Below are 25,580 nucleotides of genomic sequence, written 5' to 3'. Positions count from 1 at the left end.
ATGAATTTTGAGCCTACGGATATGCAGCAACAGATCGCGCAAATGATCCGGGATTTCGGAAAAACACATATAGTACCGCACGTGTTGGAGTGGGACGAAACACAGGAATTTCCTGTGGCGTTATTCAAACAACTGGGCGAGCTGGGATTAATGGGGGTGCTGGTGCCACAGGAATATGGTGGCAGCGGCATGGGATATCTGGAATATGTGACCGTTGTCAGCGAGATTGCCCGCTTCTGCGGCGCTATCGGCCTCAGTGTGGCGGCACACAATTCCTTGTGTACAGGACACATTCTCCAGTTTGGCAATGAAGAACAGAAAAAGAAGTACCTGCCCAAACTCGCTACTGCTGAGTGGATTGGAGCATGGGGCCTCACAGAGCCCAACACCGGATCTGATGCCATGAATATGAAATGTGTGGCGAAAAAAGACGGTGGCCACTGGGTGTTGAATGGTACCAAATGCTGGATCACGCACGGTAAAAGCTGTGATGTGGCGGTAGTGATAGCCCGTACCGGTGATGTGCGCGACAGCCACGGCATGACCGCTTTTGTGGTGGAGAAAGGCACACCGGGCTTCAGCGGCGGAAAGAAAGAGAACAAACTGGGCATGCGTGCTTCGGAAACAGCAGAAATGATTTTTGATAATTGCCGCATTCCGGCCGCTAATATGCTGGGAGCAGAAGGGGATGGCTTTATACAGTCCATGAAAGTACTGGACGGAGGCCGTATCTCTATCGCGGCCTTATCGCTGGGCATTGCGATGGGCGCCCGTGACGCTGCGGTGAAATATGCTAAAGAAAGGCACCAGTTTGATCAGCCTATCGCATCGTTCCAGGGCGTTTCTTTTAAGCTGGCAGATATGGCCACGGAGATAGAAGCCGCCACCCTGCTTACTTTGCAGGCCGCGGATATGAAAAATCGTGGGGTGAAAATGACGAAAGAAGCCGCCATGGCCAAATACTACGCATCCGAAGTAGCAGTGAGAGTGGCCAATGACGCCGTGCAGATTTTCGGTGGTTATGGCTATACCAAGGACTTTCCGGTAGAAAAATATTATCGTGATGCAAAATTATGCACCATTGGGGAGGGGACCTCTGAAATCCAGAAGATTGTGATCGCCAGAGAGGCATTAAGATAACTACGGTATTTTTGAATATTGATTTTGATGGGAATGAGATAAGCGAATTTTTTTTAATTTAAAAAAAGATAAGCGGCAAACCATTTATCTTTTTTGACAATAAAATGAAATATTACCCCTTTAGTGTTATTTAATATTGCAAAAGGAACGTTAAATTTGGGTTAATTCATCACTCTTTACCGTTTATCAACCTTAACACAAAATCAAAGAAAGATTTGAAACACTTTTACGCACTGGAAAGCACCCTTTAATACGGGTGCTTTCTTATACTGGAAAAGCCTTATCTTCATCTTACTTATAGTATTACGACCTGTAATCCACGTTATGCTTTCCTACGTTAAAAGCAGTCTCCTTCCACATTAAAAATGAGTAGTACTACTGATATCCGGCAAAACTTCCCGCTTTAATTTTACCGACTGATTCCTAAACCAACAATTGTTATCATGATGTTCCCCAAAATCCTGAAATGGACTGGCATTGTTTTGCTGGGCCTTACAGTCCTGTTACTGATTGTTTTCGGTATTTTCTTTTATGTGTACGGCACGCATGTGAATAAACAATATGCCGTAGACGTGCGGCCCATAGCCATTCCACACGATTCTGCATCGATAGCTGCCGGTGCTCATTTGTATGCCATCAAAGGTTGCGGCGATTGTCATGGTGCCGATCTGGGCGGCAAGGTTTTCCTTAACGACCCGGCCATAGGTCTTTTGGCAGGAGCCAACCTCACTGGTGGGCAGGGAGGCCGTCCTGCTGGTTATACTGACCAGGACTGGCTCAAAGCCCTGCGCCATGGTTTGGGTACGGATAACAAGACCCTGAAGCTGATGCCTTCTTATGAGTCTGCGAAGTTGTCCGATAAGGACGTGGCGGCCCTTATTGCCTTTTGTAAAGCACAACCGGTGGTCAACAGAACGTTGCCTCCCATGAAGACGGGGCCTGTGGGTAAAGTGCTGGCGGTATTGGGTAAGCTACCGCTTTTTCCGGCGGAGATGATAGACCATTCCTACCAGCAGCCGGGCACCGTGCCTGTGGCGGTCACCAAAGAGTATGGAGAATACCTCTCTGTGTCCTGTACGGGCTGCCATAACCCTAAATTTACCGGTGGTGATAGTCCTATTCCCGGTGGTAAAAAGGTGGCTGATATCACCTCCAAAGGTCACCTTGGTAAATGGACCGCGCAGGAGTTTATCACGGCGTTGCGCACGGGTAGTACGCCTGAAGGCCTGAAGCTGGAGAATAAAGACATGCCGTGGAGCATGACAGCGCAATATTCAGATGAGGAGTTGCAGGCGTTATTTTTGTATTTGAAGAGTTTATAGGTCCGTACGAATGAAAAGCCCCATTGACCGCGTCAATGGGGCTTTTCATGTATATCTTCCGGGTGGCTGGTTATGCCTGTTTTTTGTCTTTATTGAAGAAGTCGGAGATTTTGTCTTTAGCATCTTCTGCCCAGTCTTCCGCTTTGTCTTTCCAGTCTTCCGCTTTGTCTTTTACATCATCGAGAAAGTCGTTGGCTTTGTCCATCAGACCATCTTTCTTTTCGCCGGGTTTGTCGGACATATTGGCAAACCAGGTATCTACAGTACCCGCAATAAAGGGAGGAAGTTTGCCTTTCACGTATTCTTTGATCACTTCAATCGACTGGGCTGCCTGTTCAGGTGTAAGGCCGGCTTTGGCCTGTAATTGCTGAATAAGTTCCTGCATAATAGTGGGTTTTAAAGGTTAATTACAAAGACAATTACGAATTACGAATGACGAATTGAGGATCCATTTTAGGGCAGCTACTTTCGTAACCTGGCAATAAAAAGCCCTTCATTCGTCATTTGTAATCCGTAATTGGTTATGCTACTTTAAGCTTTGATAAGGTAGACTGTTCCAGTTTAGCCTGGGCATATTCTTTCGTCAGCGCAAAGGTGGTTTCATTAGCGGATGGCAGTTCGTACATGGCATCGCTCAGTACCACTTCGCAGATAGACCGGAGGCCACGGGCGCCCAGTTTGTACTCCATGGCTTTGTCCACGATGTATTCAATCGCTTCGTCTTCCACATGGAGTGCTATATTTTCGATCGCAAACAGTTTTTTGTATTGTTTGATCAGTGCATTCTTCGGCTCTGTGAGGATCGCTTTCAGTGTGTCGCGGTCCAGTGAGTTGAGATAGGTCACTACCGGCAGACGTCCCAGTAATTCGGGGATCAGGCCGAAAGATTTCAGGTCCTGGGAATTTACATACCGGAGGATCTGTTTCCTGTTCTCTTCTTCCTTGTCTTTGTTGACAGTGAAGCCGATGGAATGTGTCTGTACTCTTCTGCTGATGATGCGGTCGATACCGTCGAATGCGCCGCCGCAGATGAACAGGATGTTGCTGGTGTTCAGCTTGATCAGTTTCTGTTCAGGGTGTTTACGGCCGCCCTGCGGGGGTACCAGTACTTCGGCGCCTTCCAGCAGTTTGAGTAAGCCTTGTTGAACGCCTTCGCCGCTTACATCACGGGTGATGGAAGGGTTATCGTTTTTACGGGCTATTTTATCGATTTCATCGATGTATACGATGCCGCGTTCGGCAGCTTCCACGTCGTAGTTACATACCTGCAGCAGGCGGCTGAGGATACTTTCCACGTCTTCACCAACATAGCCGGCTTCTGTAAATACGGTAGCGTCTACGATGGTAAAGGGCACGTTCAGCTGTTTGGCGATGGATTTGGCCAGCAATGTTTTACCGGTACCGGTTTCACCGACCATGATGATGTTGGATTTTTCGATTTCCACTTCATCGTCACCTATCTGCTGGTTCAGTCTTTTGTAGTGGTTGTATACCGCTACGGCCAGTATTTTTTTGGCATCGTCCTGCCCGATCACATATTCATCCAGGAACTTTTTCATGTCCATGGGCTTGGCTACTTTGGGCATAGCGCTGGCGGCGGGGGCAGCAGACTTTTTGCCGGGAGTGAAGAGCTCCGCGTCAATGATCTCCTGTGCATTAGCCACACAGTTTTCACAGATATGTCCTTCAGCACCCGCAATCAATATCTGCACATCATCTTTGGAGCGGCTGCAGAAAGAACAACGAATTTTCGATTCTTTCATTTCAGAATAAATTATTTTTCGACGAATCTCAATGCCTGCAATCTCGTTACAGGGTTACAAATTTACACTAAAAATCCGGGTGGGCGGAAAATAAAACAGCCCCGCCTGAGGCGGGACTGTTAAAGTTATCTTAACCGGCCAGGGTGTTCCTGATCAGTCCGGATGTTGTGATGTTTACGGGATAAATCAAGTGTTCTCAGGATTTAACAATTAAGAATTATGCTATATCTGTCGTGCCTTGATTCCCGGTCACCGAATTACTGCGGTGTATCCAGCTGTTTTTTCGGATTTTTCTGGAGAACGTCGTCGATGATGCCGTATTCTTTAGCTTCATCAGCGGTCATCCAGTAGTCACGGTCAGAGTCTTTTTCCACTTTTTTCACGGGTTGACCGCAGTGGCCGGCAATGATTTCGTTGAGCTCTTTTTTCAGCTTAACGAACTCACGGGCAGTGATTTCGATATCAGAAGTCTGGCCTTCAGCACCGCCGTGAGGCTGGTGGATCATTACGCGGGCGTGTTTCAGGGCGGTACGTTTGCCTTTAGAGCCGGCTACCAGCAGTACAGCGCCGAAGGAGGCGGCCATACCGGTACAGATAGTGGCGATGTCAGGAGAAACGATCTGCATGGTATCATAAATGCCCAGGCCTGCGTATACGCTGCCTCCGGGGCTATTGATGTACATCTGAATATCGCGGTTGCGGTCGGAAGACTCCAGGAACAGTAACTGTGCGGTGATTACGTTCGCCACATAGTCATTTACCGGGTCGCCGAGGAAAATGATACGATCAGCCATCAGCCTGGAGAATACGTCCATCTGCGTCATATTCATCTGGCGTTCTTCCAGGATGTAGGGAGTCAGGCTGTTAATAGAGTGGCTCTTTGCGTAGCTGTCTACTACCAGGCTGCTGATTCCGCGGTGTTTAATGGCATATCTTCTGAATTCGTCGTTATTAATGTTCATGATGGTGATGTTTATGAGGTAAATTAACAAATTCTTCTGCTTTGATTTCCTCTTCTTTCACTTTCACCTTGGTCTCAGCCCAGTCAAACAACTTGGCAGTGATCATTTCGCGGTAAGTCTGGTCAACAAATTTTTCGTCCTGCAGCAGGCGGTCCAGGTAGCTGTCGAGCCATTCAGCTCCATCGGCAGCGGCGCCACCATAGTAGCCCAGTACTTTTTGTTTGGCGTTCTCTCTCAGATCTTCGAAAGAAACTTCCAGTTTATTGTCACGAACCAGTTTATCGCTGATCAGTGTCCAGCGCAGTTGGTGGTCGAAACCCGGGAATTCTTTTTCAGCTTCTTCTGCGGTTTTAGGTTTTTCACCACCTACCTGCAGCCAGCGTTTCAGGAAATCCTTTGGTAATTCGATCGGCGTTTCATGAACCAGCACTTCAAACAGGTCGTTGTGCATGTGGTTACGGCTTTCTGAATCCCAGTATTTCGCGATTTCTTCTTTCAGTTTAGCGCGGAAAGCTTCTTCCGTGGTGATGCTGTCAGCAGGATAAACTTCTTTGAAGAATTCTTCGTTCAATTCTCTTTTTTCGATCAGGGTGATCTTGGTGATGGTCAGTTGGAAGTGCTTCTTCGCGGCTTCTTTATCGCCGGTTTCAAAGCCCAGATCTTTCAGGATCCAGCCCAGACGTTGTTCATCAAAAGATTTACCCAGTTCAATCACGATGCTGTCGTTGATTTTTTTGCCTTTCAGCTCAGCCTGAACAGCGTCCGTGAAGTATTTAACCAGCAGGCTGTTTTCTTTGGTGATACCACCTTCTACCAGGTTGCCTTTTGCATCAGCTTCTGCGAAAGTAACATTGATGATGTCATCTTCAGTAGAAACGGCTTCAGACTCAGAAGGTTTGCCGCCTTTCAGTTGTAAACGCTGTAATTCATCGTTTACCATGTCATCAGTCACAGCTACTTTGTAACGGGTGAGGGTGGTTTTGTTGTTCTCGAGGGGAGTAACGTCAAAAGTTGGTTTCAGGCCTACTTCAAACTCGAAAGCGTATTCCTGTGGATTAGCGAAATCGAGGTCTTTAGCAGTTTTTTCCAGAGAGAGCGGCTGACCGAAGATTTCCAGTTTCTCTGCCTGTACATAACCCATCAGCTCTTTTTCCACGGTTTTCAGCACCTCGTCGCCGAAAATGGCAGGACCGTGCATCTTCTTAACCATACCGGCAGGTACCATTCCTTTACGGAAGCCGGGGATATTTGCATTCTTGCTGAATTGTTTTACTGCTTTGTCAAAATTAGGAAGGTAATCTTCCTGGCTCACTTTCACAGTGATCTTATCGTTCAATAAACCAATGTTTTCTCTGGTAACGGTTGCCATAATTGAATTGTATAAAAATGTTCTTTAAGAAGCAATAATGATTCCTTGTTTGATTTTCTGCCATGAAGTCACAACGGCAAGCAGGAATGGCAGGAAATTAAAAAATAATAAAAGACAATTGATTAGGTGAGAGCGCGTCAGATAGGAGCGCAGTGACAATGAAAGTGAAGGAAAGCATAGCATTATCACGTTGCCATATTGACACATTGCCACTTAATAGTATATGTCCGGGTGGAGGGACTCGAACCCCCATGCCTTGCGGCACCAGATCCTAAGTCTGGCATGTCTACCAATTTCACCACACCCGGAACTGATAAAAATAAGAACTTTTGCTTTTGGCGTCAGACCCCGAAGGGCCGCGCGAAAATAAGTAAAAAAGCAGTCCTTTCTTACTCAAAAAGGACTGCAAAGGTATTATTTTCTATGAATTAAAAAAATTTGTGCACAGAATCCCGGGGAAAGCCGTCGGGAATGTCCGCTATAGCCAGCCCATAGCCGGAAAGCGGTTATTCAGCCTGCTGTCTGTTCCCAGCCATCGACTGGCAATGGTGGCGTATACGCTGCGGAAATCTGTTCGTACCGGCAGGCGGCCATCCTCCAGCTGGCAAGGCTCAATACCCCACTGCTTCAGACGGCTGCCGAAAATATGTACCTGATTGCCGTCGCCATGGTCGGTACCCCGGCGCACGTTCTCCGTAAGGCTGCGGCCAAACTCCGACCAGGTGACGATCAGGGTGTTATCCAGCTGGCCGCCCTGTTCCAACTGTTGCATCAGTCGCCCTACGCCCTGCGCATAGGTGGCCAGCAGCGGGTCGTGCTGCACCCGCTGGAACTGATGGGTATCAAATCCATCCAGTGCTACATGATAAATACGGGTGGCATCTCCCTGTATGATCCTGTGGGTAACATCTTCCAAAGCCTGCTCAAAATCCTGCGCTCCATAATCCGCTACCGACACGGAATCCGGCAGCCAGTGATTGGCCTCCAGCCCCTGGCAACAGCCGGTACGCCATATCTGACCGGAATGATAATGAGACAGATCGGTATCGGGATAACCTACCTGCTGCAACACCAGGAGCTGCCGCCGCTCATAGACCGGCACCAGCTCCTGCAAAGCCGGATGAAAACCCCAGCCGTTGCCGGCGGGCAACACTTCATCCGCCGGAATGGCCAGCTGCGGCCGCTGCTGGTAGTAACGTTCCTGCCTATAGGGAACGATGGTATTGAACCCGTCATTGCCACCCTGCAGGTGAATAAATATCACCCGGCGCCCGGCTGCCACCTGCCGGCCGCTCACCGCGGCCTGTATAAAAGAGGGCAACAACAGCAGGCTGGAAGCCATACCGGACTGCTTTAAAAAATCTCTTCTTTTCATACTGGCTGTTTTGATGCTTTATGCCCATTCAGACCATAAAACAGGATGTAGAGATAACAGATAACCGGCACCAGAAAAGCGATCTGCCAGGTGGCATGGTCTTTCAGCAGGCCCTGAGCATAGGAAATCACGGCCCCGCCACAGATGGCGGTAGACAGTAACCCGGATGCCGTAGTCGTATGACGGCCTACGCCTTCTACCGACAAAGAGAAAATAGTGGCAAACATAATGGCGTTGCATAACCCCACTGCAATCATGCTCCAGACAGCGAGTAACCCGGATGTGCTGACAGACACCAGTATCAGGGCCACGGCTCCTACGGCGCACACGGCCAGCACCCTGGCCGGTGGTAACACACGTAACAATCCCGCGCCCAGCAAACGCCCTACCAGCATTCCTCCCCAGTAAAAGGCGACGTAGTTATTGGCCACATTCTCCGGAACACCCAGCAGGTCGGTGATATAGTTGGTCAGGAACGTACCGATAGATACTTCCGCTCCCACATATACGAAAATGCCGATAATACCGAAGCGCAGGTTTCTGTAGGAGAAAACCCCCTTACTATCGTCGTGGCCTGTTTTACCGGTACTGCCCGTGCTGATAACGGGAAGGGATAAACGCGAAACGATCAACGCGATCAGCAACAACAACGCCGCAATGCCCAGATACGGATACCTCACGGCCTCACTGGAAGCATGCGATTCTTCCAGCCGGGCCAGAATGAAATGGGCGCCGAACAATGGCGCCACGGTAGTGCCTACAGATCCCACTCCCTGTATCAGCGTGAGCCGCGCAGAAGCTGTATTGGCCGGCCCCAGCGCTGTGATATAAGGATTAGCGGCCACCTGCAACAGTACGATGCCTATGGCAATCACAAACAATGCCGCCAGGAATAACACATACTGATGGTATACCGATGCCGGATAAAATAACAATCCGCCTACGGCTGCGATAGCAAAGCCCAGTACCATGCCTTTTTTGTAGCCGGTGCGACTTACAATCCTGCCGGCGGGCACCGACATGATGCCGTAGGTAAGGAAGAAATAAAACTGCACCAGCGAAGACTGGGAATAAGTCAGTGTAAATCCTTTCTTGAAAAAAGGTACCAGCGTATCATTCAGGCAGGTGATGAATCCCATCATGAAATACAGTACCGCCAGCGAAATCAGGGCCGGCATATAAGATTGCCGGCTGCCGGTGACCGTGGCCTGTGGCTGGTTGGTTGTGGATATTACCGCCATAACTATTTTGGTTGTGTAGATGTTGCTTGTTTGGCTGCCAGTTGTTGCAGCGTGTTCCAGCTTTGGTAAAGCCCTCTTGGCACGTGGAAACAGCCTTTCCATTTCCCGCCTTTGAGCGGAAGCAGTGGTTGTCCCTGCCTGTTAAGATAACCAAACCATTCGCCTTTTTCAGGATCGGGGAAATGTTTCCAGGTATAATCGTGCACTTTTTTAAACCATTCCCAGCACTTTTCATCGCCGGTATGCAGGTAGCCTTTCAGTAGACTGATAATGGTTTCTATGTGCACCCACCAGAGCTTCTGGTCCCATTCCAGCTGCTGTGGCGGATAACCTTGTACGTCCAGAAAATAGAAGATGCCACCGTGTTCCTGGTCCCATCCGTATTCCAGCAGTGAGAGGGCGTTGTCTTTCGCTTTGGTGATCAGGGCGATGTCATTGTTGCGCGTAGCGAGGTCCATCACAAACCACATGGCTTCCAGTCCGTGGCCAGGGTTGATCAGCCGGCCTTCGAAAGAGTCGGAGAGCTGGCCGTCCGGCGTGATGTTTTCCATGATCAGGCCGGTGTCTGGCTGATAAAAGACTTCCATTACCGTGTGAATGCCTTGTTGGATCGTGTCTTCCACCAGTTGTTTGTCGAGCAGGGATTCCATTTCCAGCACGAGGTTGCAGAGTATCATGGGCAGCGCGAAATTCTGCAAAGGCCGGGTGCCGGGAATGGCTTTGGAATAATGTCCTTTCGGATTGTCCTGCCGGCGGAGAATATGATGAAAAGTGGTGATGGCGATATCGCTGTAATCTTTGTTGCCGGTAGCCTGATACAGTTGCCCAAAGGCCATGGCGGCAAAGCAGTCGGAGAAAATGTTGTAAGGGGCGATCAACGGCTCGCCGGTGCGGGTAAGGGAAAAATACCAGTTCCCGTCTTTGTCGCGGCCATGTTTCCGGAGAAATTCCGCCCCCATGATGGCCATGTCCAGCCATTCCTGTTTTTGTTCCACTTTGTTATACAGCATGGCAAAACACCATACCTCACGGCATTGCAGCCAGATGAATTTATCGGTGTCGAAGACTTTACCATCCCGGTCCAGGCAGGTGAAGAAACCGCCGTAGGTGGTGTCAGGTGAATGCTGCATCCAGAAAGGGATGACATCATTCAGGAGGTTGTTGCGATACAACGTGGCATAATCGTGAAATTCCATTGTCCTGTTCATTGATCAGAGGGTTTTGAGGTATTCTTTATAGCGGTTATAGAGGTGCCCGGCCTGCAGGTAAGCCGACTGCGGGCTCATGAAATGCGAAAACTCGAAGGTGATGGCTTTATCATAACCTGCTTTGCGGGCGGCTTCCAGCTTCATGCGCAGCTTTTCAAACTTGATGGGCATGAATTTGATGGGCATGTCACGGTCGAAGGATTCGGCGTTGGTCCAGCATTGGATGCCGTAGCGGTCGGCCATTCTTTTGTTGACAGCAAAGAAATCGGGCAGTTCGTGGAATTCGATGTGGCCATCCTGAAAGGCGACGGCGTCTACCACGCCTTTGATGCCGTCGAATATTTCGCTCCATTCACTTTCATGTTGTTTCAGCGACACGGCGTCTTCTTTGGTAATGGTGGAGGAGGCGGCCATGACCGCTTTTTTACCATCTATCCAGGGGGATATCAGGGTAGGCAGATTGTTGGAGATATCCTTGCAATGTTTGCCCAGTTTGGCATAGAGGTCAATTACTTTACCAGTACGGCGGCTGACTTCCTGTGTAAGGTACCAGCCCTGAAAGGATTTATAGTGACCATAATTTTTCCATACTTCATCAATGACTTTCAGGTTGATGTCCACCTCTTTCTGAAAATCGCCTTTCCACCAGTATTTACCGGAGTCATAAAGGCCGAAGTAGAATTTCATATGGTGTTTGTCTGCCAGTTCAAGGAACATCTTCACCAGATCTACCGGGGGCTCGTAGCCGCCTTCTTCCTGCATAACAACTTTGGAAGGGTAGGTGAGCCAGCGTTGAAAGCCGCTGCGGATGAGGAATACCGTGTCTATGCCGACGGCTTTCATATGGGAGAAGTCGGCGTCCCATTCTGCCCGGCCCCAGTTTTGGTGCGGGATATCGTGACTGATTTCGTCGAGGAAAGTGCCTGTTATTTTCATGATACGTTGTTTTATGGTTGAAGCGCGCCGGTGAAGGACACGGGAATATCGAACGGGTGAAGGAAATGGTCGGTCAGTACAGCGGCCATTTCACGGTTGAGCGGCAGGTCGTTGCGCAGTGTGGTACTGAATTGCAGCTGAGACCAGGCCGCTGTGAGCTGATCGTAGGTGATGGTGGTGCCGGCGGTTTGCCAGGCTTTTATCAGGAATGCCGGCGTGAGGTCCTGCCCGGTGGGCGTCAGTTTCCGGGCCTCCGGATAGTAGGTGAGCAGTCCCTGGGTAAATTCATATTCACTAACAGGCCGCTGTGGATAGAACCATGTTTGGTTAGCCCAGGTATAGGGTATGCCTGTACCGCGGAGGATACCGGTGGCGCCTATACGTTGTATGGCGGCGAAGTGCGGATGTTCTTTCGGTACGTCGATATACGGCATGAGGTATACGCCGGCTTTCAGCAGGGCTTCCTGTACCTGTCTGACGGCTACCTGCCGTGGTTGTATTTTTTGTTGCAGGGAGATGGCCGCCAATGCGCCGGCCGCCTGTCCCAGCTGTAGTACCACTGGCTGCAGGCGGGTAGCGCCGTTAACGATATTGGTAACGCTGATGCTTTTTTCTGCCACGATCAAACCTTCTGTAGTAGCAGGTATCAGCGACCCGAGGGGGATATTGTAAGATGGTACTTTGGCTTTGGAGAAATCTATTTTAGGTACAGCGGGGTCTTTTTCCTGATGGTGGTCGATAGGATAGTCTCCTACGGCAACGCCTGTACGGTAATAGGCTTCCGGCTGGTCAAACGGGTGGGCCACATGATTAAACCCAAGGGTGGCCATGCCTTTGAGGCGGCGGGCTTCCCGATAGTAGGGGATCATGGGCAGTTTGTCGGCCGTAGGGTATTCATCATCAGCGATGCCGAGATGTTTATATCCCAGGGCTGTTTGCAGGTAATAGAGATAACGGAGGGTATGTAGTTTGGCCTGTTGCAAAGCTTTGGTGCGGGCTTCGCGGGTCATTTCGATGACGTTGAGCGGGTAGTCGTTGCCGCAACCGGGCCAGTTGATCATGTATTTATGATTGGGCAGTTTGCCATATTGCATCATATGATCACAATTCATTTTACCACTGTTGCCGCTATAAGGATCCTCGTTGGCGCAGCAGCAGCGGAAGATTTCGGGATCATATCCTGCCGGGCGGGGAATGGTTTTATCTGCCCCGGTACCGTAATCCTTCAGGGTGGCCACATAGGTAAGCACCTGAATGTAGTTATTGGCCTGGAGTGGCGCTACCGCTTCGCCGGTTTCCTGCCGGCTGTCCATGCCTGTGCGGTAGGCGGTGTGGGTAGCGGCCATGATGTCGCCGAGTTCGGTGGCGTCTATGAGGAGGGGGGCTTCGATAGTGCCCTGTCGGTTGTTGCGGATGAAAGTAACCTGCCAACGGCCGTTGGTTCTTTTGATACCGGTCCAGCTGGTATTAAAAAGGATTTGCAGCTGCTTTTCTTTTGCGGCCAGGTGTTGCAGGATGTTATTGCCGACAGCCGGTTCAAAGAGGGTGTTGCTTACCCAGCCGGTGGCGACGGCCTGTGGGCCGCCGTAATGCTGGTGCAGCTTTTCGCGGAATTCGCCCCAGAGGCCTGACGGCAGGGCATTGTTGCCGTCGATGGCAGAAACGCCTGCGGAGGTGAGCATGCCTCCCAGCCAGGTGGTTTCTTCCAGGATGGTGACGCGTACGCCCATGCGGGCGGCCTGTATGCCGGCTGTGGTGCCGCTGGCGCCGCCGCCGATGATGAGCAGGTCGGTTTGCAGCGACTGGGCGCTGAGTTGCCAGGTCAGGAAACAAAGAAGTTGGCTGATAAAAATTCGTCTGATATCAATCATAAAGCGCTGGGATAGACGACTAAAATAAAAAATTTAATTATTAACTGGTAATACTAATTAATAAATTTTATTTATTCTTGCTAAATAATAAAATAATTTTTGAAATATTACATGTTTCTGTAAATAACCAGTTTGATTGCGACCGCTTTTAATAATTATTAAGAATAACGTTATTAACTTGGCCCCTCAATCAAGTAAAGCAGACTATATATGGCTAAAACCTTTTTCGAAGAACTGAACAATGAAAATGTTACCGGGGTAGCCTATAAGAACATTCACCTGAAGAAAGCCGCCCTGGCCTACTTCGCCAACATCGGCAATGCCACCATTGCTGACATGTGCAAGCAGCTTAACCTCAGCGCTCCAAAAGTAACCACCCTGCTCAACGACCTGATTCAGGACGGACTGGTAAAAGACTACGGAAAAGTGGAGTCCACCGGTGGACGTAAGCCCAATTTGTATGGACTGGTACCTGATTCTGCATTTTTTATCGGGGTAGACGTAAAACAGCACCACCTTAATCTGGGGTTGTCTGACCTGCAGAAAAACCTGATCTGCACGGAAGAGAACATTCCCTATAAACTGGATAACAACAAAGCTTCCCTGGAGGAGCTTTGCACACTTATCAGCAACTTCATCAACGGCCTGCCGGTGCCAAAGGAAAAAATACTGGGCATTGGCATCAACCTCTCCGGTCGTATTAACTACGCTACCGGTTATAGCTACAGCTTCTTTTATTTCGATGAGGAGCCGCTGAGTAAAATTATCGAGACGAAGGTGGGCATCCGTGTTTTTCTGGAAAACGACTCACGCGCCATGGCCTACGGCGAATTCTGTTCCGACGCGGTACACGGCGAACGCAATGTGCTTTTCCTGAACCTCGATTATGGCATCGGTATGGGCGTGCTGATAGACGGCCAGCTGTATTACGGGAAATCAGGCTATAGCGGTGAAGTAGGGCATATTCCGCTGTTCGACAATGAAATCATCTGTCACTGTGGAAAAAAAGGCTGCCTCGAAACGGAAGCATCCGGATGGGCGCTCACCCGCATGTTCCAGGAGAAATTACGTGAAGGGTCCTCGTCGATGTTGAGCCGCAAACCCGGCGCGCCAGATAACATCCAGCTGGAGGACATCATTGATGCCGCCATTCACGATGATGTACTGGCGATTGAACTGATCGCCAAAATAGGAGAGAACCTGGGCCGTGGTATTGCCTTGCTGATCAACATTTTCAACCCTGAACTGGTCATCCTGGGCGGAAGCCTGGCGGCCACACAGGACTATATCCGGCTGCCCATCAAAAGCGCCGTGAATAAATATTCTCTCAGCCTGGTTAACAACGATACCAAACTGCGTATCTCCAGCCTGGGCGAAAAATCCGGTATCATCGGCGCGTGTTTGCTGGTGCGGAACAAAGTACTGATCAATTAGTGCACGCAAAGGCGCAAAGCAGCAGAGCAGCAAAGATTTTTTAAGATTAATAAGAAAGCAAAGGAGGGGAGACCAATTTGATCTCCCCTCCTTTGCTTTCTCTGCTCGCTTATATTTATTCTTGGCGTCTTTGCTGCTTTGCGCCTTTGCGTGCACTTAATCTTTCTTTTTCCTCAGAAAAGAAAACAGTCCGCTGCTGTTTTTCAATCCTGCCTTTTTGCTGAGCGCCGGCTGAAAGCCCGGGTCTTTTTCCAGAATACGTTCGATGGTTTTACGGCAGGCGCTCACATCACCTTTCCCTTCCTGCGCCAGCGCCATAGTATAGTAAAAAGCGGAGGATTCTGCGTCCCAGCTCCAGTTCATGTCTTTGTAGGTCTGAACACACTGATTGGCATATTGCAGGCTGTTGTCGTAGTCTTCCATCCCCAGATAAGCTTCTGCAAGGAAAGCGTATACGCCGCACCGGTTGTTGGGGGAGTTGTCTGATTCATCACCATGGGACATGATTTCGATGGTCTGCAACATATCCTGGATGGCTGCTTCGTACCGGCCCAGTTTGAGTGCTGCTTTGCCCCTGAAGTAATAGATCTTCATTTGCGATACCAGCGGCAGTTTCGGAATACCGCCGATGGATATACGATTGTTGACAGCGCCGATGCAGTGTTCATACTGAGCATTGTCATAATACAGATACATCAGGTTGAAGTAGGCGTCACTGTCGTCGGGTTTTTCCTCGAGATGTTTTTCGAGTGCCTGTATCCTTTCGTGCAGGTCATCCTGACTATTGGTTTTGATAAAGGCGCGGCCGGTTTTAATGCGGTCTATGTTGTAGATGATGATTTCTTTTTCTTCCTCTTCCAGTTCCTCCATATCATTGGTGATCCACTCTTCATATTCCGTCAGGATTTTATTGTAGAGGGCCATGGCTTCATCGAAGCGTTCCAGTGCGGTCAGGTCTTCGATGATACGTTCATGGATAGACACGTAATATACCAGCGGCAGGGTGGAAATGAAGGTGTTGAGGATCATCTGTCTGTCGGCCACGGCTTCGGCATATTTTCCCAGCTGGTGGAACGCATCTGCGCGGGATTCCAGCTGTTCCCAGAACGGGGACATGTTGTACCCTACGCTGTGGATGTGAATGGCTTCTTCGTATGCGTTCAGTTCAAACAGGGTGATGCCGTAATTGTTGCAGCACATGGCGAAATGATGCGGATGACCGGCGTAGGACGAACCTGAATTTTCATACCAGTACGGGTAATACAGGGCGTAGGCCTTTTTGTACAGGTACTTTTTTAGTTGTGTCAGTATCTGACGGGTCCCTGAGCTTTGTTCTTCCTGCAGCAGTTCATTACATACCACGCCGGCGGAATACCAGTCGTATGCGATCGGGTAATCGATGTCGGTCCAGTTGTCCGGGAACTGCCCATGTGTTTTGTAGTGGGCATAATACCACCGGATGATGGTCGACGGGTACGGCCGGATGGCCATTGCTTTTTCATAATACGGCAGTGATTCGCTGTAGCTGCCGATATTAAACAGGGCGGTAGCGGTGAAGTGATAAAAATAACCTTCTTCCGGATACAGGGCGATAAACCGTTTACCGGTGGAAATCTGTTCCAGTGTGCCTTCGGCTTCATCTTCGCCATAGAACTGATGCCAGAAATCGATGGTGCCCCAGCAAAATTCCCGTGCCAGCGCCGGATGCCGTACACCCTGGTCCAGCAGGGCTTTCACCTGATGCAATATTTTCAGCATGTCCTCTTCTTCCTGTTCACCGGAAGTGCTGGCGATGTGCAGCATTTCTGCGGCGAAGTCGTAATCTGCCATTTCGAGGGCGAAATGCAACGTAGAGAGGGTGCGGTTATTGTAGACGGTGCATTGGAAAGCCTTCCGATAGTAGTCCAGCGCCGTGGGTTTGTTCTCGTTGTGATAGTATACGTCGCCGATGCGGGTGTAACACTGGAACCGTGCTACGTTGAGCTGTGGCAGGTCGTCGTTGTAGAGCGACTGGTAGATTTCCAGATTGCGGTGCATATCCGCCAGGGCTTTTTCCGTTTCGTTTTGCAGCACCCATATCTGAAAGCGGTACAGCAGGGCTTTGGTGATCAGTTCTTCATCGCCCTGATCAATGATAAACTGGCAGTCTTCCAGTGTTTCTGTTACTTTATCGTTGGTGACATTGGCGCCCATCCAGGCGCGGTGAATCCTGGCCTGGATATGTTGAGGGTCATATTCCAATGCTTTGCTGAATGCTTCGTATGCGGTCTGGTATGCAGTGGTCATTTCCTCCCTGTCTTCAGCGGATTTGGCTATTTCCAGCCTGCACTTGCCCATCAGATACCACGCTGCCGCTTCGGCCGGGTGCTCTTCCAGATATGATTCCAGTTCGATCGTCGCTACCGTGTATGCCTGTTCCTGATATAACCTTTCCAGTTCTTCCAGATTCATAATACCATTAGATTAGAACGTGCAATTTATTAAGTTTGAAGCAGGTTGTTCTGCTTCACAAATAATTTCTGGATATTAAAATCGTTTATATATATTTATTGGATTGACCAGGATGCTGTAATACAACACTGCCTGTACAGGAGGTGGGCCATGGATAAGTGTTTGGGGCCTAACTTTTCAAGATCCTGTCAGGTCGTCCTGCGACAAAAAACCGAATATCTTAACAATAATAAATATCCGGCCATGCAATTCCTTGCAAGGCCTTTTTTAATGCGGTACGGCTACAGGGAATATTGAATCGTCTCTTCCAGGATACCCTTCAGCAGCTGATTCAGTTCATGCAGGCTATTCGGTTTGGTAATAAAATAGGATGCTCCCAGTGCGCGGGTTTCCTTTTTATCCGATTCATGGGAGGAAGTAGTATAGATGATAACAGGGATATGACGAAGATGTTCAATCTGCCGGAGTTCAGCCAGAAACTGTTTACCATCTACCCGCGGCATATTGAGGTCCAGGAAGATAAGATCCGGTACTAAACCTTCTTCCAGTCGGGCAAGGGCATCTTCACCGTTAATGGCTTCATTGTAAATAATATCCGGCACCAACTCTTTCAATACGTCGCCAAATATCATCCTGTCGTCCACGTCATCGTCAATTAAAAGTACAGAGGAATATTTACAGCTGCTCACTATATGAGATTTAGAATAAAGACAAATTTATGATTTTGTTGTTATTTTCATAGCACTGGTTTATTGTTAGGTATACGGTTTGTGATGCCATTTACCCGGTATTTATATTTTTCCTGATAAAAATTAAACGAGCTCAGGCGGATGAAGAAATTTTTTATGCAGCTGCCCCTGCCCAGGAAGTTATTCCTGATTGCTATTGTTCCCTTGATATGCCTTATTTATCTGGGTATCCAGATATACAACAAACAGAGTGAGGATATCCGCAGTATCGAAAACCTGCTACAGGACGTAAGTACAGCCGCCACCGTGATGAAGGTGGCAGACGAAATACATATGGAACGCCGCTCCAGCGTGAACTACGTGCTGGGCAATTACTCTATGAATGACCTGCTGATGCAGCGCGCCAAAACAGACCTCGCCATCGACGCGGTGAAATCCCGACTGCTGGCAGCCGACAGCCGTTTTTTTACTTATTCGCTGCTCAACACGCTCCCGAAAAAAAGGAAGGAGATCGACAACAAGAACATGCCGCAACGGGAAGTACTGGATTATTATTCCAACCTGATTTTCCGGCTCAATAATCTCGCGCACGCCAGTACGCCTGATATCGGTGTACTGAAGCCGCTGCAGCAGGATCTCAATTCCCAGTACCTGCTGGCGCAGATGGCCGCCTATCAGGGACTCATACGAATGGATATTTATTACTTCATCCTGAAAAAAGAAGTGTGGCCCGATGACTTCTCCCGCATCGAAAACAACAACGACATGTACGCCTCGCTGCGGGCTGAATTCCTTGATAAGTCATCTCCCGCCAATGCTGCGTCACTACTGAAAGTGGAGAAAAGCAATGAATTTGTGATCACCGCCGATTTCATTAGCAACACCGTCAAAAACCGGAAGATAGACACGCTCTTTAATGCCGACTCGTGGTGGGATAATTCCAGCATGGCGGTAGACCAGCTCAAACAGCTGCAACGCAGCATTGTAGATAAGGTCAGCAAAGAAGCACGTACTATCGCACAAAAAGAAAATGATCTCAAAACGCGCTATTTCATCTTCCTGGTATTAGTTGTGGTGATCGTGATCGCCTTCGTTACCTATACCGCCAACACGATTACGGAAAGCCTGAACATTCTGCGTACGGCGGCCGATAAAATTGCCAAAGGCATGAGCGGAGAGGCCCCGGATATCCATACCAAAGATGCTATCGGCAGTCTGTCGAAATCACTGGCCGCTATCGATCAGACAGGCCAGGAACTGGCTTCTGCGGCCGATAGTATCGGGAAAGGGGATTTTAATATTGCGGTGAAACCCCGTAGCAGTGAGGATACCCTGGGTAACGCTGTGGTGCAAATGGCGGCAGACCTGAAAGTTTTCCGGGAAGAAAATGAGCTGGAGATATGGGTGCAGGCCGGACTCAATAAAATCAATGAAACGCTGCTGACGGAAAGAGACATGCAGTCTCTCACCAAAGATGCCTTGTCTGATCTGGTACTATATATCGGCGCACAAACAGGCGTGTTGTATATCCGCCAGAATGGTGATCTGCATTTCTCCGCCGGCCACGCTCTTTCTGAGCAGTTCCCGGCGCCGGCCATCATTACTCCCGGTAAAACCCTGATGGGACAAGCACTACAACAACGCAAGCTGATACATCTCCGGGAGGCGCCGGATAATTTTCTGCATATCGCCGGAGGCGCCACTTCCTCACAGCCAGGCCACGTACTCATTATGCCGTTGATACATGCCGGCATGGCAGAAGGGGTGGTGGAAATCGGCTCGCTGTTTCCTTTCAGTGAAAGCGCTATGCAATACCTGACACAGGCCGCCAACAGTATCGCGTTGGCCATACAAAGTACCCGCAGCAGAATACGGTTGCAGGAACTGCTGGAAGAAACACAGTCACAGGCAGAAGAGCTGCAGGTGCAACACAGCGAACTGGAAAGCCTCAACGCCGAACTGGAAGCGCAAACCCAGAAGCTACAGGTGTCTGAGGAAGAGCTGAAAGTGCAACAGGAAGAACTGATGCAGTCGAACGCTGAACTGGAAGAGCGGAGCCGCCTGCTGGAAGAGAAAAACCAGATCATCGTGGAACGTAATCTGGATATCCACAAAAAAGCAGAAGAGCTGGCACTCAGCACCAAGTATAAATCGGAGTTTCTCGCCAATATGTCGCATGAGCTGCGTACACCGCTCAATTCGATCCTGCTGCTGTCACGGTTGTTGTCTGAAAACCACGACCATAACCTGAATGCCGATCAGGTGGAATACGCGCAGGTCATCAATTCTTCCGGTAAGGGTCTGCTCACACTGATTGATGAGATACTGGACCTGTCCAAGATAGAATCCGGTAAGATGGAGCTGGAATACAGCCAGGTGTATATCGAAAATATATTCTCCAATATGCAGGCGCTGTTTGAGCCGATTGCACGCGACAAAGGCCTGACATTACAATTGACCGCTATGCCCGGTGCACCGGCATCTATCGAAACAGATCAGATCAGACTGGAGCAGATACTGAAAAATCTTCTTTCCAACGCACTGAAATTTACCGCCAAAGGCACTGTTACCTTGTCAGTGAAAAATGGTGAAACACCCGGTACTATTCGCTTTGCGGTAAAAGACACCGGCATCGGTATCCCGGCAGAAAAACAACAGGTGATCTTCGAGGCCTTCCAGCAGGCAGATGGATCTACCCGTCGAAAATACGGCGGCACCGGGCTGGGACTGTCTATCAGCCGGGAACTGGCCAAGCTGCTGGGTGGGCACATCTCCCTCGAAAGCAATGGGGAAGACGGCGCCGAGTTCTCGGTAACGGTACCGGTAGCACGAAAAAATGAGCAAACAGCGGTGGCGCCGTTGTCTTCTCCAACAGTATTTAAAGAGCCGACTGTGATTGATGAAGGACTGGCTGCCAACGGAGGCATATCCTACCTGGCACCACTGATCCCTGCTGATATTCCCGATGACCGGGAGTATATCAAACCCGGCGACTCCACCGTGCTGATTGTGGAAGATGACACCTACTTCGCAAAAGCCCTGCTCGACTTTACCCGTCAGCGGGGATATAAAGGGGTCGTTACCGTGAGGGGCGACATGGCGGGTGAGCTGGCCCGTAAATACAGGCCTGTTGGTATTTTGCTCGATATACAATTGCCTGTGAAAGACGGCTGGCAGGTAATGGAAGAATTGAAAAATGATCCGGCCACCCGTCCGATACCGGTGCACATCATTTCTTCGCTGGAAGCAAAAAAGGAGAGCCTCATGAAAGGGGCTGTCGACTTTGTGAGCAAGCCGGTGACCATGGAAAGCATGCAACACATTTTTGAGAAACTGGAATTTGTCCTCCAGCGGTCCACCAAAAAAGTGCTGATACTGGAAGAAAATGCCAAACACGCTAAAGCGCTGGCATACTTCCTCGGCAACTACCAGGTGAATTCAGAAATCAGCAGTACCGTTACTGACGGCGTACAATTGCTGCAACAAAAAGATGTGGACTGTGTGATACTGGATATGGGCATTCCTGACCAGCAGGCATACGAAACACTGGAAACTGTCAAGGAGATCAAAGGGCTGGAAAACCTGCCTATCATCATATTTACAGGTAAGAGCCTTTCCCGGGCGGAAGAACAACGGATACGGCAGTACGCAGATTCCATTGTGGTAAAAACAGCGCATTCCTACCAGCGTATGCTGGATGAAGTGTCGTTGTTCCTGCATCTGGTGTCGGAAAACAATGCCGCCGCGCAGACCGGCAACGGCAAGATGTCGTTGCTCAACGAAGTGCTGAAAGGAAAGACGGTGCTGATTGCCGATGACGACGTACGGAATATCTTCTCGCTCACGAAAGCGCTGGAGATGCATCAGATGAAAGTGCTCTCCGCCGTGGATGGTAAAGAGGCGCTGCAGCAGCTGAGCGAACATGCCGTAGACATTGTGCTGATGGATATGATGATGCCGGAAATGGATGGTTACGATGCCATTGCCGCTATCCGGAAACAGTCGGCTACGGCCCATCTGCCGGTGATTGCCGTTACGGCCAAGGCCATGATGGGAGACCGGGAGAAATGCCTGAAAGCTGGTGCTTCAGATTATATCTCCAAACCAGTAGATGTTGATCAGTTGATTTCGTTGTTACGTGTATGGCTATACGATAAAGGAATGAAATGATATGGAGCAGAAAAAAGTATTGATTATTGACGATGATGCCCGCAATATTTTTGCGCTGAAAGCGGTGTTGCGCTCCCGGGGAATACCCAGTATTGCTGCTTCTACGGGAGCAGAAGGCCTGGCGCTGCTGGAAGGCGATCATCAGGTAGGCGTAGTGCTGATGGACATTATGATGCCAGACATGGACGGCTACGAAACAATTGCAGCGCTGCGGGCGAAAGAGGGAGAGGAGCATCTGCCGATTATCGCGGTAACAGCCAAGGCTATGGTGGGAGACCGTGAGAAATGCCTGGAAGCGGGGGCTGACAACTATATTTCAAAACCAGTTGATGTAGATGTGTTGTTGTCGCAGCTACAACAATATTTATCTGTGTAAGCTGTGAACAGAAACCATATTAGTGAACAGGAAGTAAGTATGTTACTCAACGATGTGCTGGAAAGATACGGGTATGACTTTACCGAATATGCCCATGCTTCCATCAACAGGCGGGTAAATCATCTTTTTCAGCTGGACCGTTTTCCCAGTTTTGCCGAATTCCGCTACCGTATTATTGCTGACGCAGGCTATGCGTTGCGCTTTGTGGAAGAGATCACGGTGAACGTAACGGAGATGTTCCGTGATCCGCAGTTTTATTATATGCTTCGCCAACAGGTGTTGCCCGTACTGGCCACTTATCCGTTGATACGGATATGGCATGCCGGCTGTTCCACCGGAGAAGAAGTGTATTCTTTTGCTATTTTGCTGAAAGAAGCTAACCTGCTGCATAAGTCGGTGATTTATGCAACAGATATCAATACCAGTGTGCTGGAAAAAGGAAGGACAGGCATTTTCCCGCTTTCGCAGATGCAGCAGTATTCGCGCAACTATATGGAGGCGGGCGGATTGCATGATTTCTCTTCCTACTATACGGCTAATTACGAGTACGCCAAATTCAGGCAGGACCTTGGAGAGAAAATCATTTTTTCTCCCCATAACCTGGTCACGGACGGTTCGTTTAATGAATTTCAGTTGATCATCTGCCGGAACGTGCTGATCTATTTTAATAAGACACTGCAGGATAAAGTACTGCGGCTGTTTGGTGATAGTCTGGAGCCGCTGGGCTTCCTGGCGTTGGGAAGTAAGGAATCGCTTAACTTTACCAGTGTATCAGGGCAGTTCAGGCAAGTGGACAGTAAAGAGAAAATCTGGCGGAAACATCATCTGTAATCAACAAAATAATGCCCTTATGGCTATGGATACAGCTTCCCGTGTGGTGCTGATCGGCGGTTCGGCCGGTGGTTTACAGGCAATCCTGACATTGTTACCCGGACTGTCTCCCCGATTGAACGCGGCCGTGATTATTGTTTTACACCGGCAAAGCAGTGCGGATTCCGTATTGGCGGAACTGCTGGCAGTTAAAACCTCCTTGCCCGTTCGCGAAGCGGAAGAGAAAGAAGCACTCCTGCCAGGCGCTATCTATATCGCCCCCGGTGATTACCATCTGCTGGTGGAAACAGACCATACCCTGAGTCTGGATTATTCCGAAAAAGTAAATTTCAGCAGGCCCAGTATAGACGTTACGTTTAGTTCAGCTGTCGGCGTATTTGGAGCGAAGACAATGGCCGTACTCTTGTCCGGCGCTAACGGCGATGGTGTGGAAGGACTGGGAGATGTACATGAAGCCGGTGGTATCACCATTGTACAGGACCCGGATACTGCTGTCGTAGATTTTATGCCGCGGCATGCTATACAGGCTGTGCCGGTAGATCACGTGCTGGTAGCGGCTGATATGGCGTCCTTTATAAATAATTTTGCCGGCCTGATGGTCGGTTGAGGTATGGTTATTGGAAAAAAAATCCCAGCCTAATATATTCGTGTATGATTTTGATTGTTGATGATAAGCCAGAGAATATTTTATCCATCCGGAAAACGCTTGAGCTTTACCAGTTCGAGGTGGATACGGCATTGTCCGGTGAAGAGGCGTTAAAGAAAATACTTAAAAACAGTTATACCCTGATCATTCTGGACGTGCAGATGCCCAGTATGGACGGCTTCGAAGTGGCGGAGGCCATTTCCGGCTACAGCAAGGCGAAGGATATTCCCATCATATTCCTGTCTGCCGTCAACAAAGAAAAACGCTTTATTGTAAAAGGCTACGACTCGGGCGGTATTGATTACCTCACTAAGCCGGTAGATCCGGACGTATTACTGATGAAAGTGAAAACTTTCTCCCGGCTTTATCAGCAGTCACAAGAGCTGAAACAGATACATCAGTCGCTACAGGAAGAGGTAGAAGTCCGCAAGCTGGCGCAGACAGCGCTGAGCGAAAAAGTGAACGAACTGCATACTATGCTGGAAGTGCTGCCGCAGATAGCCTTCACCGTTACCCCTGACGGACAGATAGAATATGCCAACCGCAACTGGTTTAAATATGCCGACAGCCTGCAGCAGTTGCCGGAAACCCAGCCGATGGATAAAAGCCTGCAGCAATGCCTCGATGATACCTTACGTGCCGGTTTGCCGCTGGAAAAGGAAGTTTACCTGAAAGACAGGACAGACAATAGTTTCCGCTGCCATCTGCTGCGTATCATCCCTGTCAGGGAAAGCAACGGCATCAGCAAATGGATTGGTACCTTCACCGATATAGCCCATCAGAAACAGGCCAACGAAATACTGGAGCAGAAAGTAAAGGAAAGGACCGAGGAACTGGTAGAGATTAACAAATCGCTCGAAGCCAGTAACCACGACCTGCAACAGTTTGCCTCTGTAGCCTCTCATGACCTTAAAGAGCCGCTGCGTAAAATACAGCTGTTTGGCGCCATTGTGCGCGACCGTTTCCTGAAAACCGACCCTGGCGCCATGTCCTATATGGAAAGGATTGTAGGGTCTTCGGAAAGAATGGCCAGACTGATCAACGACCTGTTGAATTATTCACGGCTATCAGCGGCAAGCATATACGAAGTGACTGACCTGAATGTGGTAGTCCAGGAAATCATCAGCGACCTGGAACTGACCATTACGGAGAAACATGCTGTGGTGTGTGTGGAAAAACTGCCCCATATTGAAGCTGTTCCTGGGCAGATCCGTCAGGTCTTTCAGAACATTATCAGCAACGCCTTAAAATTTTCCCGAAAAGATTTAGCCCCGGAAATTCATATCTCTGCTGAAACGATAGCCGGCAGTACGGTCGACAGCCCGCCGCGGGTCGATGGCGACTTTTGTCGTATAACCATTCGCGATAATGGTATTGGTTTTAACGAAAAGTACCTGTCTAAAATATTCACCATCTTTCAGCGCCTGCATAATGCAGATCACTACGAAGGCACCGGTATCGGGCTCGCCATCGCCAAGAAAGTGATCGACAAACATCAGGGAGTTATTACCGCCACCAGCGTGGAAGGAGAAGGAACTGCCTTTATTATTGTGTTGCCCGTACAACAAATAAAAATGCCCAATGTAAATTGATAAACCGTTAAAACTGTACTTGCCGTATTGACCCTGAAATCAACGCATGCCTCTCTAATACATCAGATGAAATATCCGACAGTGGCAATCGTAACCAGCGCTATATCCGTCTGCTTTCCTTCCATGGGTTACCCGGAAGGAAGGCATCAGATTTGATAATATTCCTTAATTTAGGAATCCTTCCCGGATTGTCCGGGAAAAGCA

19 protein-coding genes and 1 tRNA gene are annotated in these 25,580 nt (G+C 49.3%); 8 read left to right on the top strand and 12 right to left on the bottom strand.

Annotated elements, in window-relative coordinates:
• Positions 1-1,140 (top strand): acyl-CoA dehydrogenase, encoded by a 1,140-nt coding sequence (locus tag ICL55_RS08115; protein WP_188095895.1) that lies wholly within the window; start codon positions 1-3, stop codon positions 1,138-1,140.
• A gap of 443 nt (positions 1,141-1,583) precedes the next feature.
• Positions 1,584-2,462, top strand: coding sequence for a c-type cytochrome (locus tag ICL55_RS08110; RefSeq protein WP_188095893.1), 879 nt, complete (start codon positions 1,584-1,586; stop codon positions 2,460-2,462).
• 70 nt (positions 2,463-2,532) lie between these two features.
• On the opposite strand, the gene ICL55_RS08105 is transcribed toward ICL55_RS08110, so the two are convergent.
• The 10 genes from ICL55_RS08105 to ICL55_RS08060 all read right to left on the bottom strand — a co-directional run bounded on the left by ICL55_RS08105 (position 2,533) and on the right by ICL55_RS08060 (position 13,187).
• Positions 2,533-2,847: a YtxH domain-containing protein gene (locus ICL55_RS08105; protein ID WP_188095891.1), complete on the bottom strand. Its 315-nt coding sequence runs from the start codon at positions 2,845-2,847 to the stop codon at positions 2,533-2,535.
• 136 nt (positions 2,848-2,983) lie between these two features.
• The gene (clpX, locus tag ICL55_RS08100) at positions 2,984-4,225 is read right to left on the bottom strand and encodes an ATP-dependent Clp protease ATP-binding subunit ClpX (RefSeq protein WP_188095889.1); all 1,242 of its coding nucleotides are present in this window, start codon (positions 4,223-4,225) and stop codon (positions 2,984-2,986) included.
• A 257-nt stretch (positions 4,226-4,482) separates the two neighbouring features.
• The gene (clpP, locus tag ICL55_RS08095; RefSeq protein ID WP_188095887.1) at positions 4,483-5,187 is read right to left on the bottom strand and encodes an ATP-dependent Clp endopeptidase proteolytic subunit ClpP; all 705 of its coding nucleotides are present in this window, start codon (positions 5,185-5,187) and stop codon (positions 4,483-4,485) included.
• Entirely contained in the window at positions 5,177-6,556 is a 1,380-nt protein-coding gene (gene tig, locus ICL55_RS08090; protein WP_188095885.1) for a trigger factor, read from the bottom strand. The genes clpP and tig overlap by 11 nt, the downstream gene beginning before the upstream one ends.
• 226 nt (positions 6,557-6,782) lie before the next feature.
• Positions 6,783-6,864: transfer RNA gene (locus tag ICL55_RS08085), tRNA-Leu, on the bottom strand.
• Between the two features lie 170 nt (positions 6,865-7,034).
• Entirely contained in the window at positions 7,035-7,931 is an 897-nt protein-coding gene (locus ICL55_RS08080) for a DUF1501 domain-containing protein (RefSeq protein ID WP_188095883.1), read from the bottom strand.
• Positions 7,928-9,172, bottom strand: a complete 1,245-nt coding sequence (locus ICL55_RS08075; protein ID WP_188095880.1) for a sugar MFS transporter — start codon at positions 9,170-9,172, stop codon at positions 7,928-7,930. Before ICL55_RS08075 ends, ICL55_RS08080 begins: the two co-directional genes overlap by 4 nt.
• A 2-nt stretch (positions 9,173-9,174) precedes the next feature.
• Positions 9,175-10,380 (bottom strand): n-acyl-d-glucosamine 2-epimerase, encoded by a 1,206-nt coding sequence (locus ICL55_RS08070; RefSeq protein WP_223151390.1) that lies wholly within the window; start codon positions 10,378-10,380, stop codon positions 9,175-9,177.
• A 3-nt stretch (positions 10,381-10,383) separates the two neighbouring features.
• Positions 10,384-11,316 carry a DUF4434 domain-containing protein gene (locus ICL55_RS08065; RefSeq protein WP_188095878.1) on the bottom strand — a complete coding sequence of 311 codons (933 nt, stop codon included), beginning with the start codon at positions 11,314-11,316 and terminating at the stop codon, positions 10,384-10,386.
• Positions 11,317-11,327: 11 nt separating this feature from the next.
• Entirely contained in the window at positions 11,328-13,187 is a 1,860-nt protein-coding gene (locus tag ICL55_RS08060) for an FAD-dependent oxidoreductase (protein WP_188095876.1), read from the bottom strand.
• Between the two features lie 210 nt (positions 13,188-13,397).
• On the opposite strand from ICL55_RS08060, the gene ICL55_RS08055 reads away from it, so the two are divergent.
• Positions 13,398-14,621 carry an ROK family protein gene (locus ICL55_RS08055; RefSeq protein WP_188095874.1) on the top strand — a complete coding sequence of 408 codons (1,224 nt, stop codon included), beginning with the start codon at positions 13,398-13,400 and terminating at the stop codon, positions 14,619-14,621.
• Between the two features lie 156 nt (positions 14,622-14,777).
• On the opposite strand, the gene ICL55_RS08050 is transcribed toward ICL55_RS08055, so the two are convergent.
• Together ICL55_RS08050 and ICL55_RS08045 are read right to left on the bottom strand one after the other, a co-directional pair.
• Positions 14,778-17,072, bottom strand: a complete 2,295-nt coding sequence (locus ICL55_RS08050) for a tetratricopeptide repeat protein (protein ID WP_188095872.1) — start codon at positions 17,070-17,072, stop codon at positions 14,778-14,780.
• Positions 17,073-17,353: 281 nt separating this feature from the next.
• Positions 17,354-17,761 (bottom strand): response regulator, encoded by a 408-nt coding sequence (locus tag ICL55_RS08045; protein WP_188095870.1) that lies wholly within the window; start codon positions 17,759-17,761, stop codon positions 17,354-17,356.
• A gap of 141 nt (positions 17,762-17,902) precedes the next feature.
• Here ICL55_RS08045 and ICL55_RS08040 point away from each other — a divergent pair, with 141 nt between their 5' ends.
• The 5 genes from ICL55_RS08040 to ICL55_RS08020 are packed head-to-tail and all read left to right on the top strand — an operon-like array spanning position 17,903 to position 25,376.
• Positions 17,903-21,931: a response regulator gene (locus tag ICL55_RS08040; RefSeq protein ID WP_188095868.1), complete on the top strand. Its 4,029-nt coding sequence runs from the start codon at positions 17,903-17,905 to the stop codon at positions 21,929-21,931.
• A 1-nt stretch (position 21,932) separates the two neighbouring features.
• Entirely contained in the window at positions 21,933-22,307 is a 375-nt protein-coding gene (locus ICL55_RS08035; protein WP_188095866.1) for a response regulator, read from the top strand.
• Positions 22,308-22,310: 3 nt separating this feature from the next.
• Positions 22,311-23,138 (top strand): CheR family methyltransferase, encoded by an 828-nt coding sequence (locus ICL55_RS08030; RefSeq protein WP_343067726.1) that lies wholly within the window; start codon positions 22,311-22,313, stop codon positions 23,136-23,138.
• 19 nt (positions 23,139-23,157) lie between these two features.
• Positions 23,158-23,745: a chemotaxis protein CheB gene (locus ICL55_RS08025; RefSeq protein WP_246496198.1), complete on the top strand. Its 588-nt coding sequence runs from the start codon at positions 23,158-23,160 to the stop codon at positions 23,743-23,745.
• Positions 23,746-23,789: 44 nt separating this feature from the next.
• Positions 23,790-25,376, top strand: a complete 1,587-nt coding sequence (locus ICL55_RS08020; protein WP_188095864.1) for a hybrid sensor histidine kinase/response regulator — start codon at positions 23,790-23,792, stop codon at positions 25,374-25,376.
• The last annotated feature ends 204 nt before the right edge of the window (positions 25,377-25,580 follow it).

The organism is Chitinophaga varians, from assembly GCF_014529945.1.
Lineage (GTDB): Bacteria > Bacteroidota > Bacteroidia > Chitinophagales > Chitinophagaceae > Chitinophaga > Chitinophaga varians.
Note: the sequence above shows the minus strand (reverse complement) of the source record. Positions and strands in the feature narration are given on the sequence as shown.

Coding starts and splice junctions, on each gene's coding strand:
- ICL55_RS08035 (WP_188095866.1), top strand. CDS start 21,933: ATGGAGCAGAAAAAAGTATTGATTATTGACGATGATGCCCGCAATATT.
- ICL55_RS08050 (WP_188095872.1), bottom strand. CDS start 17,072: ATGAATCTGGAAGAACTGGAAAGGTTATATCAGGAACAGGCATACACG.
- ICL55_RS08060 (WP_188095876.1), bottom strand. CDS start 13,187: ATGATTGATATCAGACGAATTTTTATCAGCCAACTTCTTTGTTTCCTG.
- ICL55_RS08115 (WP_188095895.1), top strand. CDS start 1: ATGAATTTTGAGCCTACGGATATGCAGCAACAGATCGCGCAAATGATC.
- clpP (WP_188095887.1), bottom strand. CDS start 5,187: ATGAACATTAATAACGACGAATTCAGAAGATATGCCATTAAACACCGC.
- ICL55_RS08070 (WP_223151390.1), bottom strand. CDS start 10,380: ATGAACAGGACAATGGAATTTCACGATTATGCCACGTTGTATCGCAAC.
- ICL55_RS08020 (WP_188095864.1), top strand. CDS start 23,790: ATGATTTTGATTGTTGATGATAAGCCAGAGAATATTTTATCCATCCGG.
- ICL55_RS08025 (WP_246496198.1), top strand. CDS start 23,158: ATGGCTATGGATACAGCTTCCCGTGTGGTGCTGATCGGCGGTTCGGCC.
- ICL55_RS08065 (WP_188095878.1), bottom strand. CDS start 11,316: ATGAAAATAACAGGCACTTTCCTCGACGAAATCAGTCACGATATCCCG.
- clpX (WP_188095889.1), bottom strand. CDS start 4,225: ATGAAAGAATCGAAAATTCGTTGTTCTTTCTGCAGCCGCTCCAAAGAT.
- ICL55_RS08080 (WP_188095883.1), bottom strand. CDS start 7,931: ATGAAAAGAAGAGATTTTTTAAAGCAGTCCGGTATGGCTTCCAGCCTG.
- ICL55_RS08040 (WP_188095868.1), top strand. CDS start 17,903: ATGAAGAAATTTTTTATGCAGCTGCCCCTGCCCAGGAAGTTATTCCTG.
- ICL55_RS08055 (WP_188095874.1), top strand. CDS start 13,398: ATGGCTAAAACCTTTTTCGAAGAACTGAACAATGAAAATGTTACCGGG.
- ICL55_RS08110 (WP_188095893.1), top strand. CDS start 1,584: ATGATGTTCCCCAAAATCCTGAAATGGACTGGCATTGTTTTGCTGGGC.
- ICL55_RS08075 (WP_188095880.1), bottom strand. CDS start 9,172: ATGGCGGTAATATCCACAACCAACCAGCCACAGGCCACGGTCACCGGC.
- tig (WP_188095885.1), bottom strand. CDS start 6,556: ATGGCAACCGTTACCAGAGAAAACATTGGTTTATTGAACGATAAGATC.
- ICL55_RS08105 (WP_188095891.1), bottom strand. CDS start 2,847: ATGCAGGAACTTATTCAGCAATTACAGGCCAAAGCCGGCCTTACACCT.